The organism is Wolbachia endosymbiont (group A) of Conops quadrifasciatus, from assembly GCF_964027015.1.
Classification (GTDB): Bacteria; Pseudomonadota; Alphaproteobacteria; order Rickettsiales; family Anaplasmataceae; genus Wolbachia.
On record NZ_OZ034722.1, the window covers coordinates 357,972 to 378,549 of the forward strand.

The 20,578-nt window shown below is 34.6% G+C and carries 21 protein-coding genes, 1 tRNA gene and 2 pseudogenes; 15 read left to right on the forward strand and 9 right to left on the reverse strand.

Translation table 11 applies throughout. The features are described 5' to 3' along the window. The first annotated feature begins 6 nt into the window (after positions 1-6). The 8 genes from AAGD69_RS01790 to rnc all read left to right on the forward strand — a co-directional run bounded on the left by AAGD69_RS01790 (position 7) and on the right by rnc (position 8,575). Positions 7-1,341 carry a TldD/PmbA family protein gene (locus AAGD69_RS01790; protein ID WP_341812382.1) on the forward strand — a complete coding sequence of 445 codons (1,335 nt, stop codon included), beginning with the start codon at positions 7-9 and terminating at the stop codon, positions 1,339-1,341. 174 nt (positions 1,342-1,515) lie between these two features. Beyond that, a complete protein-coding gene (locus tag AAGD69_RS01795) occupies positions 1,516-1,767 on the forward strand; it encodes a cold-shock protein (protein WP_341812383.1) in 252 nt (83 codons plus the stop codon). Positions 1,768-1,802: 35 nt separating this feature from the next. Then, on the forward strand, positions 1,803-3,029 hold the full coding sequence (locus AAGD69_RS01800; RefSeq protein ID WP_341812384.1) for a DEAD/DEAH box helicase: 1,227 nt from the start codon (positions 1,803-1,805) through the stop codon (positions 3,027-3,029). A 206-nt stretch (positions 3,030-3,235) separates the two neighbouring features. Beyond that, positions 3,236-5,542 (forward strand): AAA family ATPase, encoded by a 2,307-nt coding sequence (locus AAGD69_RS01805; protein WP_341812385.1) that lies wholly within the window; start codon positions 3,236-3,238, stop codon positions 5,540-5,542. Between the two features lie 64 nt (positions 5,543-5,606). Continuing rightward, positions 5,607-6,503 carry a class I fructose-bisphosphate aldolase gene (locus tag AAGD69_RS01810; protein ID WP_341812628.1) on the forward strand — a complete coding sequence of 299 codons (897 nt, stop codon included), beginning with the start codon at positions 5,607-5,609 and terminating at the stop codon, positions 6,501-6,503. A gap of 5 nt (positions 6,504-6,508) precedes the next feature. Continuing rightward, positions 6,509-6,580, forward strand: a tRNA-Cys gene (locus AAGD69_RS01815). 138 nt (positions 6,581-6,718) lie between these two features. Next, complete coding sequence (locus AAGD69_RS01820; RefSeq protein WP_341812386.1) at positions 6,719-7,786, forward strand: quinone-dependent dihydroorotate dehydrogenase; 1,068 nt, start codon at positions 6,719-6,721, stop codon at positions 7,784-7,786. Between the two features lie 90 nt (positions 7,787-7,876). After that, positions 7,877-8,575, forward strand: coding sequence for a ribonuclease III (gene rnc, locus AAGD69_RS01825; RefSeq protein ID WP_341812387.1), 699 nt, complete (start codon positions 7,877-7,879; stop codon positions 8,573-8,575). 171 nt (positions 8,576-8,746) lie between these two features. Here rnc and AAGD69_RS01835 read toward each other — a convergent pair. The 8 genes and pseudogenes from AAGD69_RS01835 to AAGD69_RS01870 all read right to left on the reverse strand — a co-directional run bounded on the left by AAGD69_RS01835 (position 8,747) and on the right by AAGD69_RS01870 (position 14,107). After that, positions 8,747-9,581 (reverse strand): annotated as a pseudogene (locus tag AAGD69_RS01835) (transposase family protein). A gap of 99 nt (positions 9,582-9,680) precedes the next feature. Next, on the reverse strand, positions 9,681-9,887 hold the full coding sequence (locus tag AAGD69_RS01840; RefSeq protein ID WP_264732505.1) for a transposase family protein: 207 nt from the start codon (positions 9,885-9,887) through the stop codon (positions 9,681-9,683). A 169-nt stretch (positions 9,888-10,056) separates the two neighbouring features. Next, entirely contained in the window at positions 10,057-10,320 is a 264-nt protein-coding gene (locus AAGD69_RS01845; protein WP_341812388.1) for a hypothetical protein, read from the reverse strand. An 89-nt stretch (positions 10,321-10,409) separates the two neighbouring features. Next, a complete protein-coding gene (locus AAGD69_RS01850) occupies positions 10,410-10,598 on the reverse strand; it encodes a hypothetical protein (RefSeq protein WP_341812389.1) in 189 nt (62 codons plus the stop codon). A gap of 109 nt (positions 10,599-10,707) precedes the next feature. After that, a pseudogene (locus AAGD69_RS01855) lies at positions 10,708-11,238 on the reverse strand (phospholipase D family protein). 43 nt (positions 11,239-11,281) lie between these two features. Then, positions 11,282-12,769, reverse strand: coding sequence for a UbiD family decarboxylase (locus AAGD69_RS01860; protein ID WP_341812390.1), 1,488 nt, complete (start codon positions 12,767-12,769; stop codon positions 11,282-11,284). A gap of 95 nt (positions 12,770-12,864) precedes the next feature. Beyond that, positions 12,865-13,938 (reverse strand): Fic family protein, encoded by a 1,074-nt coding sequence (locus tag AAGD69_RS01865; RefSeq protein WP_341812391.1) that lies wholly within the window; start codon positions 13,936-13,938, stop codon positions 12,865-12,867. Positions 13,939-13,954: 16 nt separating this feature from the next. Further along, positions 13,955-14,107, reverse strand: a complete 153-nt coding sequence (locus AAGD69_RS01870; protein WP_196770130.1) for a hypothetical protein — start codon at positions 14,105-14,107, stop codon at positions 13,955-13,957. Positions 14,108-14,272: 165 nt separating this feature from the next. On the opposite strand from AAGD69_RS01870, the gene AAGD69_RS01875 reads away from it, so the two are divergent. From AAGD69_RS01875 to secF, 4 genes are all read left to right on the forward strand, one after another. Then, positions 14,273-15,085: a transposase family protein gene (locus tag AAGD69_RS01875; RefSeq protein ID WP_410529861.1), complete on the forward strand. Its 813-nt coding sequence runs from the start codon at positions 14,273-14,275 to the stop codon at positions 15,083-15,085. 162 nt (positions 15,086-15,247) lie between these two features. Beyond that, entirely contained in the window at positions 15,248-15,868 is a 621-nt protein-coding gene (locus AAGD69_RS01880) for a helix-turn-helix transcriptional regulator (RefSeq protein ID WP_341812393.1), read from the forward strand. A 33-nt stretch (positions 15,869-15,901) separates the two neighbouring features. Continuing rightward, on the forward strand, positions 15,902-16,213 hold the full coding sequence (locus AAGD69_RS01885; protein ID WP_341812394.1) for a hypothetical protein: 312 nt from the start codon (positions 15,902-15,904) through the stop codon (positions 16,211-16,213). A 74-nt stretch (positions 16,214-16,287) separates the two neighbouring features. Beyond that, positions 16,288-17,163 (forward strand): protein translocase subunit SecF, encoded by an 876-nt coding sequence (gene secF, locus AAGD69_RS01890; RefSeq protein WP_341812395.1) that lies wholly within the window; start codon positions 16,288-16,290, stop codon positions 17,161-17,163. Between the two features lie 6 nt (positions 17,164-17,169). Here secF and AAGD69_RS01895 read toward each other — a convergent pair whose 3' ends face one another. After that, positions 17,170-17,685, reverse strand: coding sequence for a TIGR02281 family clan AA aspartic protease (locus AAGD69_RS01895; protein ID WP_182182693.1), 516 nt, complete (start codon positions 17,683-17,685; stop codon positions 17,170-17,172). A 134-nt stretch (positions 17,686-17,819) separates the two neighbouring features. Here AAGD69_RS01895 and yidC point away from each other — a divergent pair, with 134 nt between their 5' ends. The 3 genes from yidC to nusB are packed head-to-tail and all read left to right on the forward strand — an operon-like array spanning position 17,820 to position 20,417. After that, complete coding sequence (yidC, locus tag AAGD69_RS01900) at positions 17,820-19,529, forward strand: membrane protein insertase YidC (protein WP_341812396.1); 1,710 nt, start codon at positions 17,820-17,822, stop codon at positions 19,527-19,529. Then, entirely contained in the window at positions 19,507-19,935 is a 429-nt protein-coding gene (locus tag AAGD69_RS01905; RefSeq protein ID WP_341812397.1) for a 6,7-dimethyl-8-ribityllumazine synthase, read from the forward strand. The genes yidC and AAGD69_RS01905 overlap by 23 nt, the downstream gene beginning before the upstream one ends. Then, positions 19,935-20,417, forward strand: a complete 483-nt coding sequence (gene nusB, locus AAGD69_RS01910) for a transcription antitermination factor NusB (protein ID WP_341812398.1) — start codon at positions 19,935-19,937, stop codon at positions 20,415-20,417. The genes AAGD69_RS01905 and nusB overlap by 1 nt, the downstream gene beginning before the upstream one ends. Positions 20,418-20,578: the final 161 nt, after the last annotated feature.

Genomic DNA, 20,578 nt, shown 5'->3' on the forward strand with positions numbered 1-20,578 from the left:
TAGAAAATGAATATATTAAATATTGCAGCAGATATCACTAAATTAATAAAAAAGCAGAATCAAGATGCGGAAGTTACAATATATGAAACTAATAAGACTTCAGTTTCTCAGCGTCTATCAAAAATTGAGCAAATATCACAATCTAAAAATTGCACTGTAGGAATCAGAGCTATAGCAGGTAAAAACAAAGCTGCGTATATTTCTACAAATGATTTGAATAATCTTAGTGATACGGTAAGCCAAGTGGTAGAAATGGCAAAGAATGCGCCAGAAGATCCTTGCATTAATTTTGCTGTAAATGGTAGTAATTATATCTCTTCTGCAGATTTAAGTATCTCAGATAATAATGTTGTAACCGTTGATAACCTAAAAGAAATTGCTGAAGCTGCAGAAAATTCAGCCCTTGCACATAAGAGTATCACTAATTCTGAAGGAGCCTCTTCTTCATACGCTTTAGTGAATACAGTATTATCGACTGTTTCTGGTTTTATTGGCTCGTTTAGTAAATCAACCTTTGCTAATCAGGTCTCTGTTGTTGCTGGAAGAGAAAGTGAAATGAAGGTTGGTTACGATTATGATATAGCATGTAATTTTAGTGATTTAAAGTTGCCAGAGTTAATGGGAAAAGAAGCAGCAAAAAGAGCAGTTGATCAATTGAATTCACGTACAATTAAAACTGGTAAATTTCCAGTTATTTTTGAAAAAAGAGCAGCAAAAGGGCTAGTAAAAAGTTTTGCTTCTGCTATAAATGGGAGCAGTATTATAAGCAACAGTTCTTTCTTGAGGGGTAGTTTAAACGCTCAGATTTTCAACGATAGAATTAATATTATCGATGATCCATTGTTGCCAAGAGGCATAGCATCGAGACCATTTGATGGAGAAGGGATAACTAGCAAGAAAAATATATTTGTAAAAAACGGAATATTACAAAATTGGATTTTAGACTTATACTCGGCTAGAAAATTAGACTCAGAAACAACCGGAAGTGCAACTCGTGCAAGTAATGCTGCAGTTATTCCTGCAGCTAGTAACCTCTACATTGAGAATGGTAATGTATCGTTTGAAGAATTAATTCAGGAAGTGAAAGAGGGAATATATGTAACTGATTTATTTGGTTTTGGTGTTAATTTAATCAATGGCTATTACAGCCAAGGCGCTTCCGGATTTTTTATAGAAAATGGAAAAATAACGTATCCAATACATGAGATTACCATTGCTAGCAATTTGAAGGATATGTTTAGCAATTTAGTCGTTGCAGATGATCTAACTTTTTGTGGGCAATTTAATTCACCAACGATTAAAGTTAGCGAAATGACGGTTGCAGGTTCGCTTAACGATTAAAAAATTTATTTGCATTAAGTACAACAATTGTGTATTATTGTCATGTAATGTTAAGAATAGACTATGGAGTATAAAGGTTTAGTTTCAATAGCTAAGCTTAAAGCATTCTCAATCGTAATTTCAAAGTTTTTCATCACATTAGTAATATTAGTTAATAATTTAGGAGTTGTTTAAATGGAATTTGGTAATGTAAAATGGTTTAATGCCGAAAAAGGCTATGGTTTCATCAAGCCAGAAGGTAAAGGGAGTGACGTTTTTGTACATATTAGCACGTTGGAACGTTCAGGAATAAGGCCTGAGACACTTAAAGGAGAGAATAAAGAGAAGGGGATAAAAGGAGAAAGGGTGAGTTATGAGGTTAAAGAGGAGCGCGGTAGAAACGGAGAAGATAAAAAATCTGCAATAAATTTAAGATTGGAAGATTAATATATTATGAAGTCTTTTAATAGGGTTAACGTATTGTGAATAATTTTCATGAGATGGGTCTCCCAGCTTTGCTTACACAAGCTCTAGATAAAAATAATCTTTTCGTCCCAACTCCGATTCAAATACAAGCGATTCCCTTAGCGCTACAAGGTAAAGATATTCTTGGGTCTGCTCAAACAGGAACTGGAAAAACTTTGGCATTTGCTATCCCGTTGGTTGCTAAGTTGCTGAATGAGCCTAACACTGGTTCAGCTTTAGTCATCGTGCCAACCAGGGAGCTTGCGCATCAGGTAACAAATGAGATAAGAAAACTCTTATTTCAAAATTCTGCACTAAGGATCGCTTTATTGATTGGTGGTGAGCCTATTTTTAGGCAGCTAAATCAGCTTCAGAAAAAACCACAAATTGTAATAGGTACTCCTGGTCGTATTATAGACCATATTGAGCGTAAAACTTTGATTACTCGCAATGTTAGCGTTCTTGTGCTTGATGAAACGGATCGTATGTTTGATATGGGCTTTGGAATTCAAATTGAAGGGATCATGAAATATCTGCCAAAAATACGGCAGACTCTTATGTTTTCTGCAACTCTTCCTAGTGATATAGTTAAACTTACTGAGAAGTACCTTAATCGACCAGAACGTATTTCTGTTGATTGTGAGACTACAACTTCTGTAAAAATTAAGCAAGAGATTGTTTATGCATCAGAATCAGAAAAATATGAAAAGCTTGTTACACAACTATGTCAGCGCGAAGGATCAATCATTATCTTTGTCAAAACAAAGCAAGGAGCGGATCAGCTAGCTAGCAGATTGCACAAAGATGACTATAGCGCTTTAGCAATTCATGGTGATTTAAGGCAGCACAAGCGCGAAAGGGTCATTAATTCTTTTCGTCGTGGCAGCAATCAAATCATGGTTGCAACAGATGTTGCTTCTCGCGGCCTTGATATTCCCCACATTCAACATGTTATCAATTATGATGCACCACAATCGCAAGCTGACTATATTCATCGTATAGGCAGAACTGCACGTGCTGGAGCTGAAGGGCATGCGCTATCTTTTGTTACACCTCAAGATAAGAGAAGACTGCCTGCATTGGCAGACAAAGAAGGAGAGCCAAATTTTGATTGTAGTGTACGATTTAAAAAACGTAATAGCAAAAAGGTCTTTAAAAGGCTAAGTACGTTAAAGACTAAATACGGTAGAAAAAAGATTAATGCATTTAAGAAGAAAAGCAGAGTACTAGAAAAAGCGTATTAAATAGGATTTACCTACAACTTGATAAGCGTAAAACTCGTCATTCCGCTACTCATTAGCGGAATCTATGTTGAGATATCGCGGTGCTATGACGTAGATCCAGAGTGGGGATTCAAATTGGCTACAGCGAACTGCTGGATTTCAATTTTTTTTTAATAATTGTGTGCTATTCATTATATATGAGTTCCCACTTTTAAAGAGAATAGGAGATGATTTCCAAAAACTTAGAGGCAAGTTTGAATAGAGCGCTACTCATTGCTTATAATTTTAGTCTAAAATATGCGAAAGTAGAACATTTATTGCTGGCGTTAACTAAAGACGTGGATGTAAATTACGTTTTATCAAGATGTAATATCAGAGCCGATGAAATCATCAATATGGATAACATTCTATCAAGATGCAATATTAAGGCTAATGATTATAATGATAATATAAAAGGGTTTTTACAAAGCAGTTCTGAATTGATTATCAGTGGAGTTAAACCTAGCTCAATGTTTCAATGCATAATACACAGAGCAATAATACGGGCTCATAGCTTGGGGAAAAAAGAAATAAATGGAGCAAGTGTTCTAGTAGAAATTTTGTCTGGGCAAGATTTATACGTTGAAGATCTATTGCAGAAACAAAGTGCGAAAGATTCCAATTTGATTTACCATATATCTAATATGAAATACTCTAACGATATAGATGAATACACCACCAATCATAAAGTAAAACTTGATAAAAATAATGACGCTCCTACTACAGTAAATAAAGGTGAGCTATTAAAAGATGAGGAAATTCTACAAAGTTATTGTAAAAATTTAAATGACTATGCAAGAAGCAAAAAAATAGATTATGTTATTGGTCGTGATTATGAATTAAATCGCACTATAGAAATATTATTGAGGCGTAGAAAAAACAACCCTTTATATGTTGGAGACCCAGGTGTTGGCAAAACAACAATAGTTGAGGGTTTGGTATTGAAGATCATTGAAGGCAGTGTTCCCAATGTGCTCAGGTCCAGTATAATTTATGCTTTGGATTTAGGATCACTCCTTGCAGGGACACGCTACAGAGGTGATTTTGAAGAGAGAATAAAATCTATAATAAAAGCGATTGAGGTAAAACCAGGTGCTATCCTTTTTATTGACGAAATACACACTATCATTGGAGCAGGTTCTACAAGTGGTAGCTTTCTTGATGCAGGTAACCTACTCAAACCTGTGCTTGCAAGAGGTACACTACGTTGTATAGGTGCAACTACATATAGAGAATACAGCACTAGTTTTGAAAAAGATAAAGCACTAGCGAGAAGGTTTCAAAAAATTAATGTTAAAGAATCTTCTGTTAATGAAACGATAAAGATACTGGATGGCATAAAGCACTACTATGAAGGGTATCATGGAGTATATTATACAAAGAATGCCATTAGATCTGCGGCTGAACTTTCGCATAAGTATATTACTGGGCGAATATTACCTGATAAAGCGGTTGATGTTATTGATGAGGCAGGGGCATATTGTAAATTGCTAAGAAACAGGGGTAAAATTGTAAATAGTAGAGATATTAAGAATACCATTACTAGAATTACAAATGTGCCTTGCGGATCTGAATCTGATGATTTGCAGAAAGTAAAGTCTTTAAAAGCTAATCTAGAAAAGGTGATTTTTGGCCAAGAGCAGGCAATAGAATCTCTTGTTAATTCTATTAAAATTGCTAAATCTGGGTTGAGAAATTACAATAAGCCTTTAGCAAATTATCTTTTTGCAGGGCCAACCGGTGTTGGTAAAACCGAGCTAGCAAAACAATTAGCAGAAAGCATGGGCATGAATCTTATACGCTTTGATATGTCCGAATATATTGAATCTCATACGATATCAAGGATGATTGGTTCTCCTCCTGGATATGTAGGTTATGATCAGGGTGGATTACTAACAGAGTCTGTATCTAACAATCAATATAGTGTTGTGCTGCTTGATGAAATTGAAAAGGCCCATAGCGATATCTATAATATATTGCTACAAATTATGGATTATGGTTGTGTTACAGACACTTACGGACGTAAAGTTAACTTTTCCAATATAATTTTAATTATGACAACTAATGCAGGAGCAGCTGAACGCAGCAAAAGTTTTGTTGGCTTTGGGCATAAAAATTTTAACATTGGTGATAGCGAAAAAGCAATAGAACAGGTTTTTAGCCCTGAATTTCGTAATCGTCTTGATGCGATTATTTCTTTTTCTGACTTAAGTACGGATGTGATTTTGCATATTGTGGATAAATTTGTCCTAGAACTGAAAAAGCAACTGACGCAAAAAGGCATAAACTGCTTGGTAGAGGATGAAGTGAAATCTTATCTTGTACAAATGGGTTATAGTAAGGAAATGGGAGCACGTCCGATAGAGAGACTTATTGAAAAAGAGATAAAAAGTTACTTAGCGGAAGAAATACTGAATCGTAAATTAATAAAAGGAAAGAAATTAAGAATATATATGAATAAAGTAGAAAATAAAATTGCTTTTGATATAGTTTAAAATCCTTGTATTGAACTTCATCTTTGTTACAATTTATAACTAAAATTTAATTTGAATTATAGTGATAAGTGATAAAGTAAAACAAGTCCTAAGCTACTACGAAAGTGAAAACCCCGGGGTAAAAGCAAATCTTACTCGTATTCTCATGCATGGAAAGCTTGGCGGTACTGGCAAGTTAGTGATTCTGCCAGTAGATCAAGGATTTGAGCACGGGCCAATAAAAAGCTTTGAAGTTAACCCTGATGCTTATGACCCACATTATCATTTTCAGCTTGCAGTTGATTCGGGAGTAAGTGCATATGCTGCTCCACTTGGTATGATTGAAGCTGGTGCTTCGACTTATGCTGGAATGCTCCCACTTATTTTGAAACTTAATAGTTCCAACTTCTTACATTCAAAAAATCTGACTTCTGATCAAGCAATAACCTCTTCTGTGAAAGATGCACTGCGTTTGGGCTGCTTGGCTGTTGGATTTACTATATATCCTGGTTCTGCTAAGTGTTTTGATATGATGGAAGAAGCCCGTGAAATCGTAGCTGAAGCCAAATCTTATGGGCTTGCAGTAGTGCTATGGTCTTATCCACGTGGTGAAGGAATTTCCAAAGAAGGTGAAACAGCAGTTGATGTTATTGCCTATGCTGCGCACATAGCAGCTTTACTTGGCGCTAATATAATCAAAGTAAAACTTCCAACTAAATATTTGGAAAGGGAGAAAATAGAAACAGAAAATATTGAATCATTATCTAAAAGAATTGAATATGTTAAAAGATCTTGTTTTGCAGGGAAAAGAATAGTAGTTTTTTCTGGTGGCGAATCGAAATCAGTGAATGACATATGCAATGAAGCGAAAGAAATTAAGCAGGGTGGTGGTAATGGTTCAATCATTGGACGTAACACTTTTCAACGCAAAAGGGAGGAAGCTTTATCTATGCTAAAAGATATAATGGATATCTACACATAAAAAATGGCTGGGTGGCAGAATGGCTTATGCGGAGGACTGCAAATCCTTTTATACCGGTTCAATTCCGGTCCCGGCCTCTTTCATTTTCTATATCTTGTAAAAGTTGCTCAATTCAACAGTAGCTTTAAGTGTGTAACCTATAGAGAAAGCTTATCCATTATTCATAAGTAAAATCAATTTCTTTTCAAGTTATGGTTATACTCTTATAGTGTTGCATGGTAAAAAATAAACTAAAAATAAGCAAAGTGTTTTACAAAATGATATTACGTAATTTATTGTTTTTACTGCCGCCTGAAGTTGCTCACTCTTTGGCAATCATGGCATTAAAGAAAATACCTTATAAGAATCCTATAGAGCTGCCAGAATCTTTGAGTGTGAATTTTTTTGGTAATAAGCTCAGAAGCCCCGTGGGCCTGGCTGCAGGTTTTGACAAAAATGCAGAAATTATAAGACCTATGCTTTCATTTGGTTTTGGGTTTATTGAAACTGGTACTGTAACTCGTAATCCACAATATGGAAACAAAAAACCAAGAATTTTTCGGTTAATTAAAGATCAAGGGGTAATTAACAGATTGGGATTTAACAATAAAGGAATAGACTATTTTCTTAAACAAATAGATGAAACCAAGCTTGATGACTGCATTTTTGGCATAAATATAGGAAAAAATAGTGCATCGAAAGACCAAATTAGTGATTATGTTGATTTAATAAAGATGGTATATGGAAAAAGCAATTATATAGTGCTGAACATCTCGTCTCCAAACACGCCTAATTTACGCAATCTGCACAATAAGCAAGAATTATCGAAATTGTTGAAATCCATAACTCTAACCCGGAAATCAATTGATAATTCCGCAATAATATTAAAAATCTCACCAGATATAGATCAGCAAACGAAAGAAAATATCGCTGAGCTTGCGTTGGAATATAAGATTGACGGATTAACAGTAAGCAACACTACGGTAAGTAGAGATAATCTGCGTTCCCACCACAACGAAAGTGGCGGATTGAGTGGCAAACCACTGTTCAAACTTTCAACCGAGTTATTGGGCGATATGTACAAATTTACTAAGGGCAAAATATTATTGATAGGGTGCGGAGGAATCTCAAGTGGTGCTGATGCATATAAAAAAATAAAGGCAGGAGCCTCTTTGGTGCAGTTGTACACTGCTCTCATATACCACGGACCTCAAGTTGTAAACAAAATTAATCTAGAACTTGCAGAACTAATAATGAGAGATGGATTTAGTAACATTAGTGAGGTGGTGGGTTGTATACATTAATTTTGGAAGTTGGTGGTATTATTTTAATAAAATAAAACTAATTCTCTGGTATAAAGGTAGTAGAAAGTGCTTTTCTTTTAAATAATGGGTATGAAGAGTTTGAATGATGCAATATCTAAGATCATTGATTATAAATTTACAAATTATGCAATATTAGAAGAGGCACTAACTCACCCAAGCGTAAATAAAAGGAATAGCAAAAACCAGATTGTAAGCTACGAAAGACTAGAGTTTTTGGGCGATAGTGTTTTGAATATGGTCGTATCTGCCATACTGTTTAAACTATTTCCTGAAGAAAAAGAAGGAGCATTGGCAAAAAGAAAGACGGATTTAGTTTGTGGCAACACCATTGCTAATGTTGCTAAAGAAATAAAATTAGGCAGCTTTATCATCATGAATAATAGTGAACGCTGCAATGGAGGGAGATGTAATCTAAAAAATTTAGAAAACTCGCTTGAAGCACTAATAGGTGCAATTTATATTGATGGCGGACTTGAAAATGTTGAAAAATTTATTACCCAATATTGGGAAAAGCTAGCTAAAGGCATGCTTGACCCCCCTCAAGATCCTAAAACCTCACTGCAAGAGTGGACTCAGAAAAACAAATTGCCTTTACCAGAGTATGAGCTTGTAAAACAAACTGGACCAGCGCACAATCCTGAATTTACTATATCAATTTGCATAGAAGATTATGGTAAAGTTTCTGCATGCGCTTCTAGTAAAAAGATTGCTGAACAAAAAGCTGCTGAGTTGATGCTAGAAAAAATTGGAAAAGACTCTTCAGTTTAGGCAAAATAGGCATTAATAGACTTCTTTCAAAATTCATATAAGGAGCTCAAAATTGTGGATAGCAGCAATCAAATTAAATCTTAAACCAAAACGTTTTTGTCAGTTTCTATAGACCTGCTGAGAATCAAGCAATAAAAAGAAGGAAAGGAGGGTGACTAAAATCAAGGTTAACTAAAAGGCGTGCTTAAGATTCACAATACCAGCAATAATATTGAACCTCAGGTTGTATTTTTTCTGAAAATTGCGGTAAACATGAGACATAATCTTAAATATCTTTATCTCACGGATCTTATTTTCTACTCTCATTCTAAATGATGCTAATCTTCTATTATGCTCTTTCTGCTCTGGAGTTAATGGCTTTTTACGATACTTTTTATATGGAATTATAACATTGCTTTGCAATTTTTGCCAACCTTGATATCCAGAATCGGCATATTTTATGCTATCGATTGGTAAATATTTTTCTTGTTTCCTTATGCGAAAATCATTAATTCTACCACGATATGAATTTGACACTGATAAAATTCTTCCACCTTCTTCGATAACAATCTCAGTTTTCATAGTGTTGGTTCTTTTTTTTTCCTGAATATGATTTCTTCCGTTTTTTACTATCTTCTGGTCTCTGTATTTGCTGTTCTGTAACATCAGCCAGAATCTTCAGTATTTTTTCTGGTGTCATACTTCTATCTTTTGTTATAGTAACTTTTTTGGCAAGTAATGGCTCTATTTTCTTCAGTAACCTACATACATTTGCGTTGTGCACATTGAACAGGCACCCTAAAAATCTATGTGTTATGTAAGTGCGATAGTACAAAATTACGCAAAATAACTTATCTTCTAGAGTTGGTAGTTGTGATCTTCTACCATGGCACTTTTTCTGTTTTTTAACTCTTTCCCACCCAGACCTCACTTTTTCCACTACCTTTTCGAACTCCTCTATAGTTAAACCTGTTATATTACGAAAGTTTCTTGGGTGTTTCTTCATGTTATAGTAACTAAAGCTCATTTTTTTACCTTACTCAATCTGCTTATTCTTCTTCTACTTCTCTCACATTATTTTTTCAATCACCTTTTGCAGCAGGTCTTCTGTCTATCGGAAATGATTTTAAACCTTTTCAATTACGTTTTCAACTATTGCCCTTTGGATCATAAGTGTTCTGTTCTCTTTTTTTTGTTCTTTGCTTAACGGATTCTTTTTCGTTTTCCTGTGCGGTAATACAACATTTTTGTGTATCTTCTGCATTTCCCTGTAGCCGGCATCAGCTAAGATTTTAGTTTGTGGCAATACTGCTACCTTTGATTTTCTAAACATCCGAAAATCATGTTTTCTACCATTCGCTCAAATGTTGCTTTTTTTACCCCTGTTAAACGTTAAAACTTTTCTCCTTCTAACTTTTCTATTTCCTTATATTTCATGCTTTCAAATACTTGATCTTACACTCCCTCTAACAATTTTGAAAGAAGTCTAGTGAATGGTCACGTTAAAACATGTTTTTAAATTTTTGCCAAAATCCTGGTTTATTATCATTAACCTTTGTAAATGTTATATTTAAACTGTATTTCGGATCATTTGGCACGTCGTATTTTATGCTAAATGTTGAAACTTTATCGTTATTGTAAATATGTACATCATCATATGATAGCTTTGTTGTGTAACACTTTACATGCTTTTGCTTATCATACACTAAATCACCTGACTCCCTTTCTAGTTCCACAAATTTCGTTTTTTTCTGACATTCCTTCATTTTTATTAAATCCTTATCTAGTGATATTGAAACTGGTAACGTATTTCCAGCATATTCTTTAGCTAAAAGTTCACTTTGAGGATACATTTTTATTTCCTTGCCAAAATGTGAGTTATGAAATTATTACTCCAAAATTTATCGCCAGAATGCACGTACTCATCAGTAGCATACGGCACCCCACCATAACTGCATTGAACTTTGTAATCTCCAACACCGTTGTTTTGAAAAAAATCATGAACGGCAGTGTAGCTACCGGCAGCATCATTTATATAATCCATTACTTTATTCCTTAAACTTTTAGTTCATTATATCATAATCATTATGCCAATCAATCAAAAAAGCTCTCCCTTGCTGTTTTTAAAACCGATTTTGAGCAAGCGCTCTCGATTAGTTGGGAGCGTATTTATAAGATTGTGACATTCGTGCCTCCCAGTTTTTCACATACTGCTGAATCAATTCAGGATAATCTGTAATAATTAATAAATTTTCAGCATTTCCTTTTTTAGCTGTCTTACTAAGGTTAAATTACCCTGTGATGACTTTTTGATTGTCAACAATCATTATCTTATTATGAGCAATCTTTGGCTTATCATCGATCCAAATTGGTACTCCACCTGAAAATAATTCATTTATAACACTATATTTTGAGTAGAGTTGCGATTTATCTAAGATGACTTTAACATCAACACCGCGTTCTTTAGCATTAATCAAAGATTTTACAGCTGTTCCAAGAGTAAATGTATATTCTTGAACTAAGATAGATTTTTTAGACTGATCTATTACGCTGATTATCGGTACAGCACAATCTTCTCCAGGTGAAAAGCAAACCGTAGCTTTTGGGCAGGGCGAAAATATAAAACCCGCATAGTAATACAGAGAAAAACACATTAACAAGAATAAAAAGTGAAAAAGCCTCACAACAACCCACCCCCGGATATACGGCGATAGGCTACATCATAATTTAATCACCTGTCAATCCATATTCTTCCCACTTCTCCGTGATTTTTCTTACTATTTCTTCGCTCATTTCAATTTTCTCTCCCCATTCTCGTTTGGTTTCAGGCGAGATTTTATTTGTTGCATCAAATCCCATCTTACCTCCCAGGCCACTTTCAGGGGAAGCAAAATCTAAATAATCAATAGGTGCGTTCTCTATTGTGATTGTGTCACGCACAGGGTCCATTCTCGTTGATATTGCCCACATCACTTCCTTCCAATCACGTACATTTATATCATCATCAACAACGATAATAAACTTCGTGTATAAAAATTGCTTTAGAAAGGAAAGTATGCCCATAACAATTCTTTTTGCCTGCCCTGGATAAGACTTTTTTATCGATATCACCGCTATTCTATATGAACAACCTTCTGGTGGTAGATAAAAATCCACTACCTCTGGAAATTGATTGATAAGAATGGGCACAAAGATTTCGTTGAGCGCTTCACCAAGAATTGATGGTTCATCAGGTGGTTTGCCAGTGAAAGTGCTGAGATAAATTGGATTTTTGCGCATAGTAATTGCAGTAATATTAAATTTTGGAAATTGCTCAACAGAATTATAGTAGCCGGTGTGATCTCCGTATGGCCCTTCATCTTGATATCTATCCAAACTTACATAGCCTTCCAGAACAATCTCTGCATGAGCTGGCACTTGAAGCGGAATAGTCTTACAATTTACAAGCTCAAGCGGTTTTTTGCGCAGCAACCCAGCAAATTGGTATTCTGACAATGTTTCTGGCACTGGAGTTACCGCAGCAATAATTGTTGCAGGATCACTACCGATCACAGCAGCAGCAGGAAATTTCATATTTTGTTCCTTCTCTTTCCATCGTTTGTGGTGACCTGCACCACCACGATGTGCAAGCCAGCGCATTAAAGTCGTTTTTTTATCCACGACCTGCATACGATATATTCCAAGATTAAAGTTATCTTGCTTGTCTGCTGTTGGTCCTTTTGTGATCACAAGCGGCCAGGTGATAAGCGGTGCAGGTTCATTCGGCCAGCATGTTTGAATAGGTAGCAAACTAAGATCCACCTCATCCCCAGTTAGCACCACTTCTTGACATGGAGCTTTGCTCATAACTTTACTTCGCATCGACAATACAACTTTTAGTAAAGGAAACATTTTCACGGCATCTTTGAAGTTTTTTGGTGGCTCAGGTGATCGCAAAAATGCGAGAAGTTTACCCAAATCTCTCAGTTCACCAGGGTTTATGTTCAGTCCCAACGCAATTCTTTCAATAGTACCGAATAAATTCACCAAAACTGGAATCGTACTTTTGCCGTTTTCCGTGATAACATTCTCAAAGATTATAGCTGGTCCTTTATTTGACACAACCCTGCGATGAATTTCTGTCATTTCAAGAACTGTTGAAACTTCCTCCTTAATCCTAATCAGATCCTTTTTTCCCTCTAAGGCTTTGATGAAGTCGCGTAAGTTGTTGTACATATTCCAGTTTTTAAAACTTTAAGTCTACATTTAGTTTTCAAGCACTTTATTGAAATTTGACCTATGCACTGCTTTCCTGTCTAGCGAGCTTTCAGTTAATTTGAGATCAAATCCTCATATTGCTTGCTAAGCTTGTATTTTCTTCCTCTGTTGGAAAAGTCTACAATCTCAATAAACCCCATTTCTACCCACTTTTTACAAAGTTGCGCACTAGTACGAGGCTTAAAATTAAATAGTTCGCCAACCTGACTAGCTGTAATAGCGGAAAACTCCTGGAAGAGCTCAAGAGCTTTGCGTTGTTTAGGATCAAGCTTGCGTATAAGATCAGTCTGATTAGTGTGGTATTCTTCTTCATTTATACGTTGTAAAACGTTCTCAAATGAATTTGCCATACCTTCTACGAAATACTCCACCCACTTAGTGATATCTGCTTCAGCTCGTCCCATGTAATAGTTGTGCAATGGACCTACACTTATTGCTTCATAATAAGCCCCTAGATTTTTAGCATAATATTCTTCCAATGAGTAAAGCCCTTTTAGGTCATATCCACCAAGGTGTAAAATTAATGTAGTCAGCAATCTTGCAGTACGACCATTACCGTCATAGTACGGATGAATTGTTACAAATTGATAATGAGCAATACCTGCAATAATTGGGTAAGACACTTGTTCACTGTCACGAATCCAATCAATCATACTGCTCATGAGCTTTGGTACATCCTTTGCTTCAGGTGGCATATAAATTATTGCACGTGTACGGCTATCACGAATAACGTTTTGACCATCACGATAAGAGGTTGGCTTCACTTTAGATTTTCCACTCGCCATTACTAGGGCATGAAGCGTTTGAATGGCTTTCTCAGTAATAGGGATCGTTCTCGCTGCCCATTGTTCAACTTGGGTTAAAGCTGCATAATATCCTTTAACCTCATTTTCATCTCTCCTATATTTTGGAAAGTGGCTTTTACCACTTAAAACCTCTTCAATCTGTTTAGGCTCAAGTCGATTTCCTTCAATCATAGTAGAATAGTGTGTGGTATAAAGCCGTGCAGTTTCACGAAGGGACGAGAGCATCGATACAGTGAGTGGCAAATGTAACACTTTTTCTTTTGCTGCTTCAATCCTCATAAGGCAATTAGCAATTTTAGAAGTAATCGTATAATTTGGCATCGGCATAATATCTGCATTACATTACTTCTATATTATGCTGATAAAATGCAGATAATACAACATTTACACAACGCCGACCATAAACAGCAATAAATTCGGCTGATTGAGAAAGAAGTTTGTCTTGTAGAATAGCTATTTCTTTTTCTCTACCAATTATCGGTTCACTCATATGTTTATTCCGCGGAGTTTATCAAAATTATACACAGCGGAATAAAACAAACAACTTAAATCTATAGACCTGCTGCAAAAGGTGATTGAAAAAATAATGTGAGAGAAGTAGAAGAAGAATAAGCAGATTGAGTAAGGTAAAAAAATGAGCTTTAGTTACTATAACATGAAGAAACACCCAAGAAACTTTCGTAATATAACAGGTTTAACTATAGAGGAGTTCGAAAAGGTAGTGGAAAAAGTGAGGTCTGGGTGGGAAAGAGTTAAAAAACAGAAAAAGTGCCATGGTAGAAGATCACAACTACCAACTCTAGAAGATAAGTTATTTTGCGTAATTTTGTACTATCGCACTTACATAACACATAGATTTTTAGGGTGCCTGTTCAATGTGCACAACGCAAATGTATGTAGGTTACTGAAGAAAATAGAGCCATTACTTGCCAAAAAAGTTACTATAACAAAAGATAGAAGTATGACACCAGAAAAAATACTGAAGATTCTGGCTGATGTTACAGAACAGCAAATACAGAGACCAGAAGATAGTAAAAAACGGAAGAAATCATATTCAGGAAAAAAAAGAACCAACACTATGAAAACTGAGATTGTTATCGAAGAAGGTGGAAGAATTTTATCAGTGTCAAATTCATATCGTGGTAGAATTAATGATTTTCGCATAAGGAAACAAGAAAAATATTTACCAATCGATAGCATAAAATATGCCGATTCTGGATATCAAGGTTGGCAAAAATTGCAAAGCAATGTTATAATTCCATATAAAAAGTATCGTAAAAAGCCATTAACTCCAGAGCAGAAAGAGCATAATAGAAGATTAGCATCATTTAGAATGAGAGTAGAAAATAAGATCCGTGAGATAAAGATATTTAAGATTATGTCTCATGTTTACCGCAATTTTCAGAAAAAATACAACCTGAGGTTCAATATTATTGCTGGTATTGTGAATCTTAAGCACGCCTTTTAGTTAACCTTGATTTTAGTCACCCTCCTTTCCTTCTTTTTATTGCTTGATTCTCAGCAGGTCTATAGCTATCTTATGAATATATGAAAAAAAAGTTATAAAAAATAATAGACTATCATAAAACCTTATGGTAAAGCATATGTTTGTTTATATAAAGAAAGTAATATGAGCGACTCCAACGATAGCGATGACAAAAAGCACACTGACTCTATAAATTACAAAATAGGGCAAAAGATAAAATACTGGAGGTTAAAGCTAAAATATACTCAGGAGAATTTGGCAAATAAAATTGGAGTACCAAAACAGCAAATACTGAGACAAGAACAAGGGGTAGATGACATTTATCCACACGAACTCTATGCCATAGCAAAAGCGTTATCAGTTAATATCGGAGCTCTACTCCCTAAAAGTGAACATAGTTATTGGGATAAAGATAGGATGAAAGTGTTGAAAAATCTTGTCGGAATACATGAAGAAATTGAAAATCATGGATTAGACGAGGCATTTTATTTACTAGCCAGGTCTATCCAGGTTAACGAAAAGAGTACTGTAAAAGCAACCAAAGTAGAATTGGCAAAGAGTCTAGTTAAAGCAGAAGTTTCTGTTGATATTATCTCTCAAGCAACAGGCTTATCTACCGATGAATATAATAATACAGAAGGAGAAATTCGTACTGATTCTGTAGATTGTACAACAGGACAAAGGATAAAACGCTGGAGGGTAAAGCGAAAATATACTCAGGCAGATTTAGCAAGTAAAGTCGGGATATCACAACAGCAAATATAAAGATATGAAAAAGGGGACAATGTTCCACACAAAATGTTATGTGCTTTAGCGGAGGAATTAACAGTTGATGCTATAGCTCTACAGCCTAGACCAAAAAGAGGTAAAAACAAGAATAGTGAGGCAGGGATATTAAATTTGATGGGAGAATGTAACGAGATTAATAATCAAGAATTATTGGATGTATTGGATTTGTCATCCTGCGTTTTATGTGGAGGCATGTGGGCTGGCAAAAAAGAGGTTATAAAAAGAGTTAAGGTTGAAGTTGCTAATAATCTACTTATATTGGGCGTTTCTATCGATGTTATCTCCCAAATAACTGGTTTATCAGCTGATGAAATTGCATGACTCCAATCACAGAATAAACTAGTGAATTTTTTAAAAAGTATATAAAATTCAAGTGATTATTTTAAGTAAATAGCATGGCACTTAGACTCATTCCAGATAACCTCAATATCAAGTTTAGTAAATATAGGGATTTGACTGCATTAATTAGCATTATTTTTATCATCTTTTCAATGCTCATTGTTGTGTTACGTGGAGTGAACTTAGGCATAGACTTTGCAGGCGGAATTTTGATAGAGATAAAATCTTCAGATGAGAATCACTCTATTCTCGATGCATTAAAAGAAAATGGTTTTACAGTGCAGAGTTCAAAAGCGGGTGATAATTTAGTCATGCGTTTTAAAGATGAAGGAGATGAAGATAAAATCAAAAAGATAAAAAGCATACTAGAAGAAAAGCTGGGGAGCTCAATAAGCTATCGTAAAATAGACTATGTTGGCCCACAAATAAGCTCAACACAAATATTTGAAGGAATGTTATCCATGTTGATCGCGATTGTTGGAATATTTTTTTACGTTTGGTTTAGATTTAATTGGCAATGTGGATTCAGTGGAATAACAGCACTGATTCATGACGTGGTTTTAACTGTTGGTTTTATTAGCCTAACTGGCATTGAGTTTAATATTTCATCAGTTGCAGCTCTCCTCACTGTCATTGGTTATTCAATCAATAACTCAGTAATTATATACGATCGGATTCGAGAGTATTGCAAGAGTGGTAAAAGTGGGCGGATGAGTGAGATGGTAGATGCAAGTATCAACGCTACATTATTTCGCACTATATTAACCTCGGGTACAACCCTTCTTGCTGCTCTTCCTTTGACATTAATCTGCACAGATGCAGTGAGAGACTTCAGCTTGATCATTTTTTTTGGTATTTTGATTGGCACTTGTTCTGCAATATTTATTTCTGCTCCTATATTAACCTACAGAGCTTTGATAAGTAGATTGTAGAAGTGTTTAGTCGCGGTATAATATCAACTTATTATCTCTTATAGTGAAATGAAAATACCTTAAAAAGCTCATTCCAAGTAGTGAATGAGACATAGAATGAGTGTTAACGCTTGCCTGTACATCATTAACTAAAAAATTTCCTATTTTAACCTGAGGGATGTGAACAACACCAGCTTTTATTTGACCTTTCGCAGTTTCATATATTTTAAAATCCTGAACGTTTTGTAAGTTAATACCAACATGTAATGCGTCTTTTTGTGATAGAACAATATCGGTTGCTCCGGTATCAAGCAAAAACGTTATATTGCGATCATTGACCTGAGCCTGAATATAAAAGTGTCCATCGTATGATTTCGTAAATTCGATACTTCCACTATTCTGACCACTATTCTGAATTCTCCCTTTATATGGTAAAAAAGTACTGAGAAATCTGTCGCTTAGTTTGTCCCTTTGTGAATCAATAAGCATTGAAGTGGCGGCTATTATTAGTAACCAAATAACTAGATTTTTCACTGCGTTCATATTGTTAAAATTTGAAGCTATTAAAATAAATTTTAAAGATTAGCGTTAAAAGTTATTATTAAAAATAAGTAAATTTTATTGTTTTAGTACAATATTGAATATACACTTTAAGAAGATATGTTTGATTTAATTTCATGTCAGAAGCAAAAAGTTTAATTTTAGCAGCTATCCTTTCCATGTTGATCATGGTATCTTGGCGCATTATTTATGATAATTTTTTTAGTGCAAACCAAAACCAGCCATTGATTGAAAATATTGAACATATCGAATCTTTTAACGACCTTGCTCCTATAATACACCAAAATCGTTCTGAAATTATTAATTCCACTCGAGAACAGAGGGTTAGTTTAACCAATAACATGATTAAAGGATCAATTCCTTTGAAAGGTGCAAGGTTTGATGACTTAATCTTAACTAACTACCACTTAGAACCGAGTTCTTCTTCTCCACAAGTGGTGTTACTGTCACCTGCAGAATCAAAAGATGTATATTTCGCAGAATTTGGGTGGCTCGATCCGAATGAAAAGATTAAAGTTCCAGATTCTAAAACAGTCTGGCAAGCAGATAAACTCAATCAAAAAGAGGTCAATTTATTTTGGGATAATGAAAATGGCATTTTATTTAGAATGAAAATTAGCCTTGACGATAACTACATGTTTAAAGTTGAGCAAATTATTGAAAACAATACAAAAGATAATGTAGTTTTGGTTCCTTATGGTAGAATTAACCGTAAACGTGACAATATCAACGAATCTTATTGGATATCCCATGAAGGAGTACTGGGTGCATTTGATAATAAACTAGAGGAGTGGACATATAAGGATATTTCCAAAAAACATTTAATAAAAGCAAGCACGAGTGAAAAAAATTGGTTTGGTTTTGCTGATAAATACTGGCTTACAGCCATCATACCTGAGAAATCCGATAAAATAAATGTAAGCATTAAACACACGAACGTTAATAATACTGATAAATTCCAAGTAGATTTTGTCAAACCTTACAAGAGCATACTTCCTGGCGCAAGTGTTTCTAATGTGAATTATTTTTTTGCTGGAGCAAAAAAGTTGAATTTACTAGATTCTTATAAGGATACTCTCAATACACCTTTGTTTGATAAAGCTGTAGATTTTGGTGTTCTTTATTTTATAACCAAGCCAGTGTTTTTACTGCTTGAATATTTTAACTTCGTTTTAAAAAATTTTGGCTTAGCAATATTATTGCTGACTTTAGTAATCAAACTTTTGATGCTTCCCTTATCTAATAGATCATATATTTCGATGTTCAAGGTGAAAAGCCTGCAGCCTGAATTAACTCGTATAAAAGAGTTGTATAAAAATGACAGCTTAAAGCTGCACAAAGAGACAATTGCGTTGTTCAAGAGAAACAATGTAAACCCAATGTCGAGCATTTTTCCCATGCTAATACAAATACCGGTATTTTTTGCTCTATATAAAGTATTATTTGTTACTATAGAGATGAGGCATGCTCCTTTTTTTTTATGGATTAAGGATCTTTCAGCTCCTGACCCAACGAACATCTTTACATTATTTGGGTTGTTTAATTATAACTTTCCTATTTCTATAGGCATTTTACCTATAATTTTTGGTATTACTATGATAATTCAGCAGAAGCTAAGTGAGAAAGATCAAACCAGTAAAGATGATATTCAAGTAAATGTTATGAAGTTTTTACCTTACATTTCTGTCTTTATTTTTTCTTCTTTTCCTGCCGGCCTGGTAATATATTGGATATTTAGTAATATTATAACTCTAATTCAACAATCATTAATAAAGTTGCTTTTAACAAGAAAAGTGGGGATGAATGTCGAAAATACTAATAGTTAATTCAATTTACCACACTGAAATAGCGAACCTTTTGCTTGAAGGTGCAGTCGATAGATTAAAAGAAAGTCATGCAAGCTATGACATAATTGAAGTTCCTGGTGCATTTGAGATACCAGCTACAATTCTCTTTGCAGTAAAAAGCAAGAATGCTAATTATGACGGTTATTTAGCTCTTGGGTGCGTGATTCGCGGTGACACCGATCACTATCAATATGTTTGTAAAGGAGTAATCGAAGGCTTAAATGAAGTTATTATGCATTATGTAATGCCCCTTGGTATGGGCGTAATTACCGCTGACAGCAAAGATAAAGCACTAGTTAGAGCTGACAAAAACAAAAAGAACGTTGGTGGCCATGCAGCCTCAACTGTTTTGCATATGATAGATTTACACAATAAATTAAAATAATGGAGGAAAAACCAGTAGATAAAAAGTGGCGCATAAAAAGAAGTACGGCAAGATTTCTTGCTGTACAAGTTGCTTATTCAAATATTTTTGTAGGTTACAACAAAAGCACTTTTAAATTGGAAAATTGTAAGCTTAAGGACTACATAAGTAAGTTGAGAGATATATTTAAATGTGAAGAATTTGAACATCAGTTCTTAGAAAACTTGTTATATAAGGTTATAAAAAGCAGTGAAGAATATGATAAAATAATAGAGTCTTACTTACACCCAAGCTGGTCCCTTTCACGGTTAAATCTTATAAGCTTATCTATTTTGCGTGTTGCAATATGTGAGTTAGCTAATTGTGATACGCCAGTTCCAGTTGTCATTAATGAATATACTAACATTGCATCTGATTTACTTGATAAACCAAGCGAAATTGGTTTTATTAATGGGTTATTGGATAAGGCAAAAGATGCAGTTAAATTAAATAAAAATCCTTAGCAGCTTCTCACAACTATATAAAAATTTATTTTTTAAGGCAACTTCCATAATAAATTTAAGTAACTGACACTAAAAAATAAAGAGGCAGACTTAATCTACCTCTTTTATACTTAGCTGTCTAGCTTTTTGCTTTTTCTTCAGAAGCAACTTGTTCAACAAAA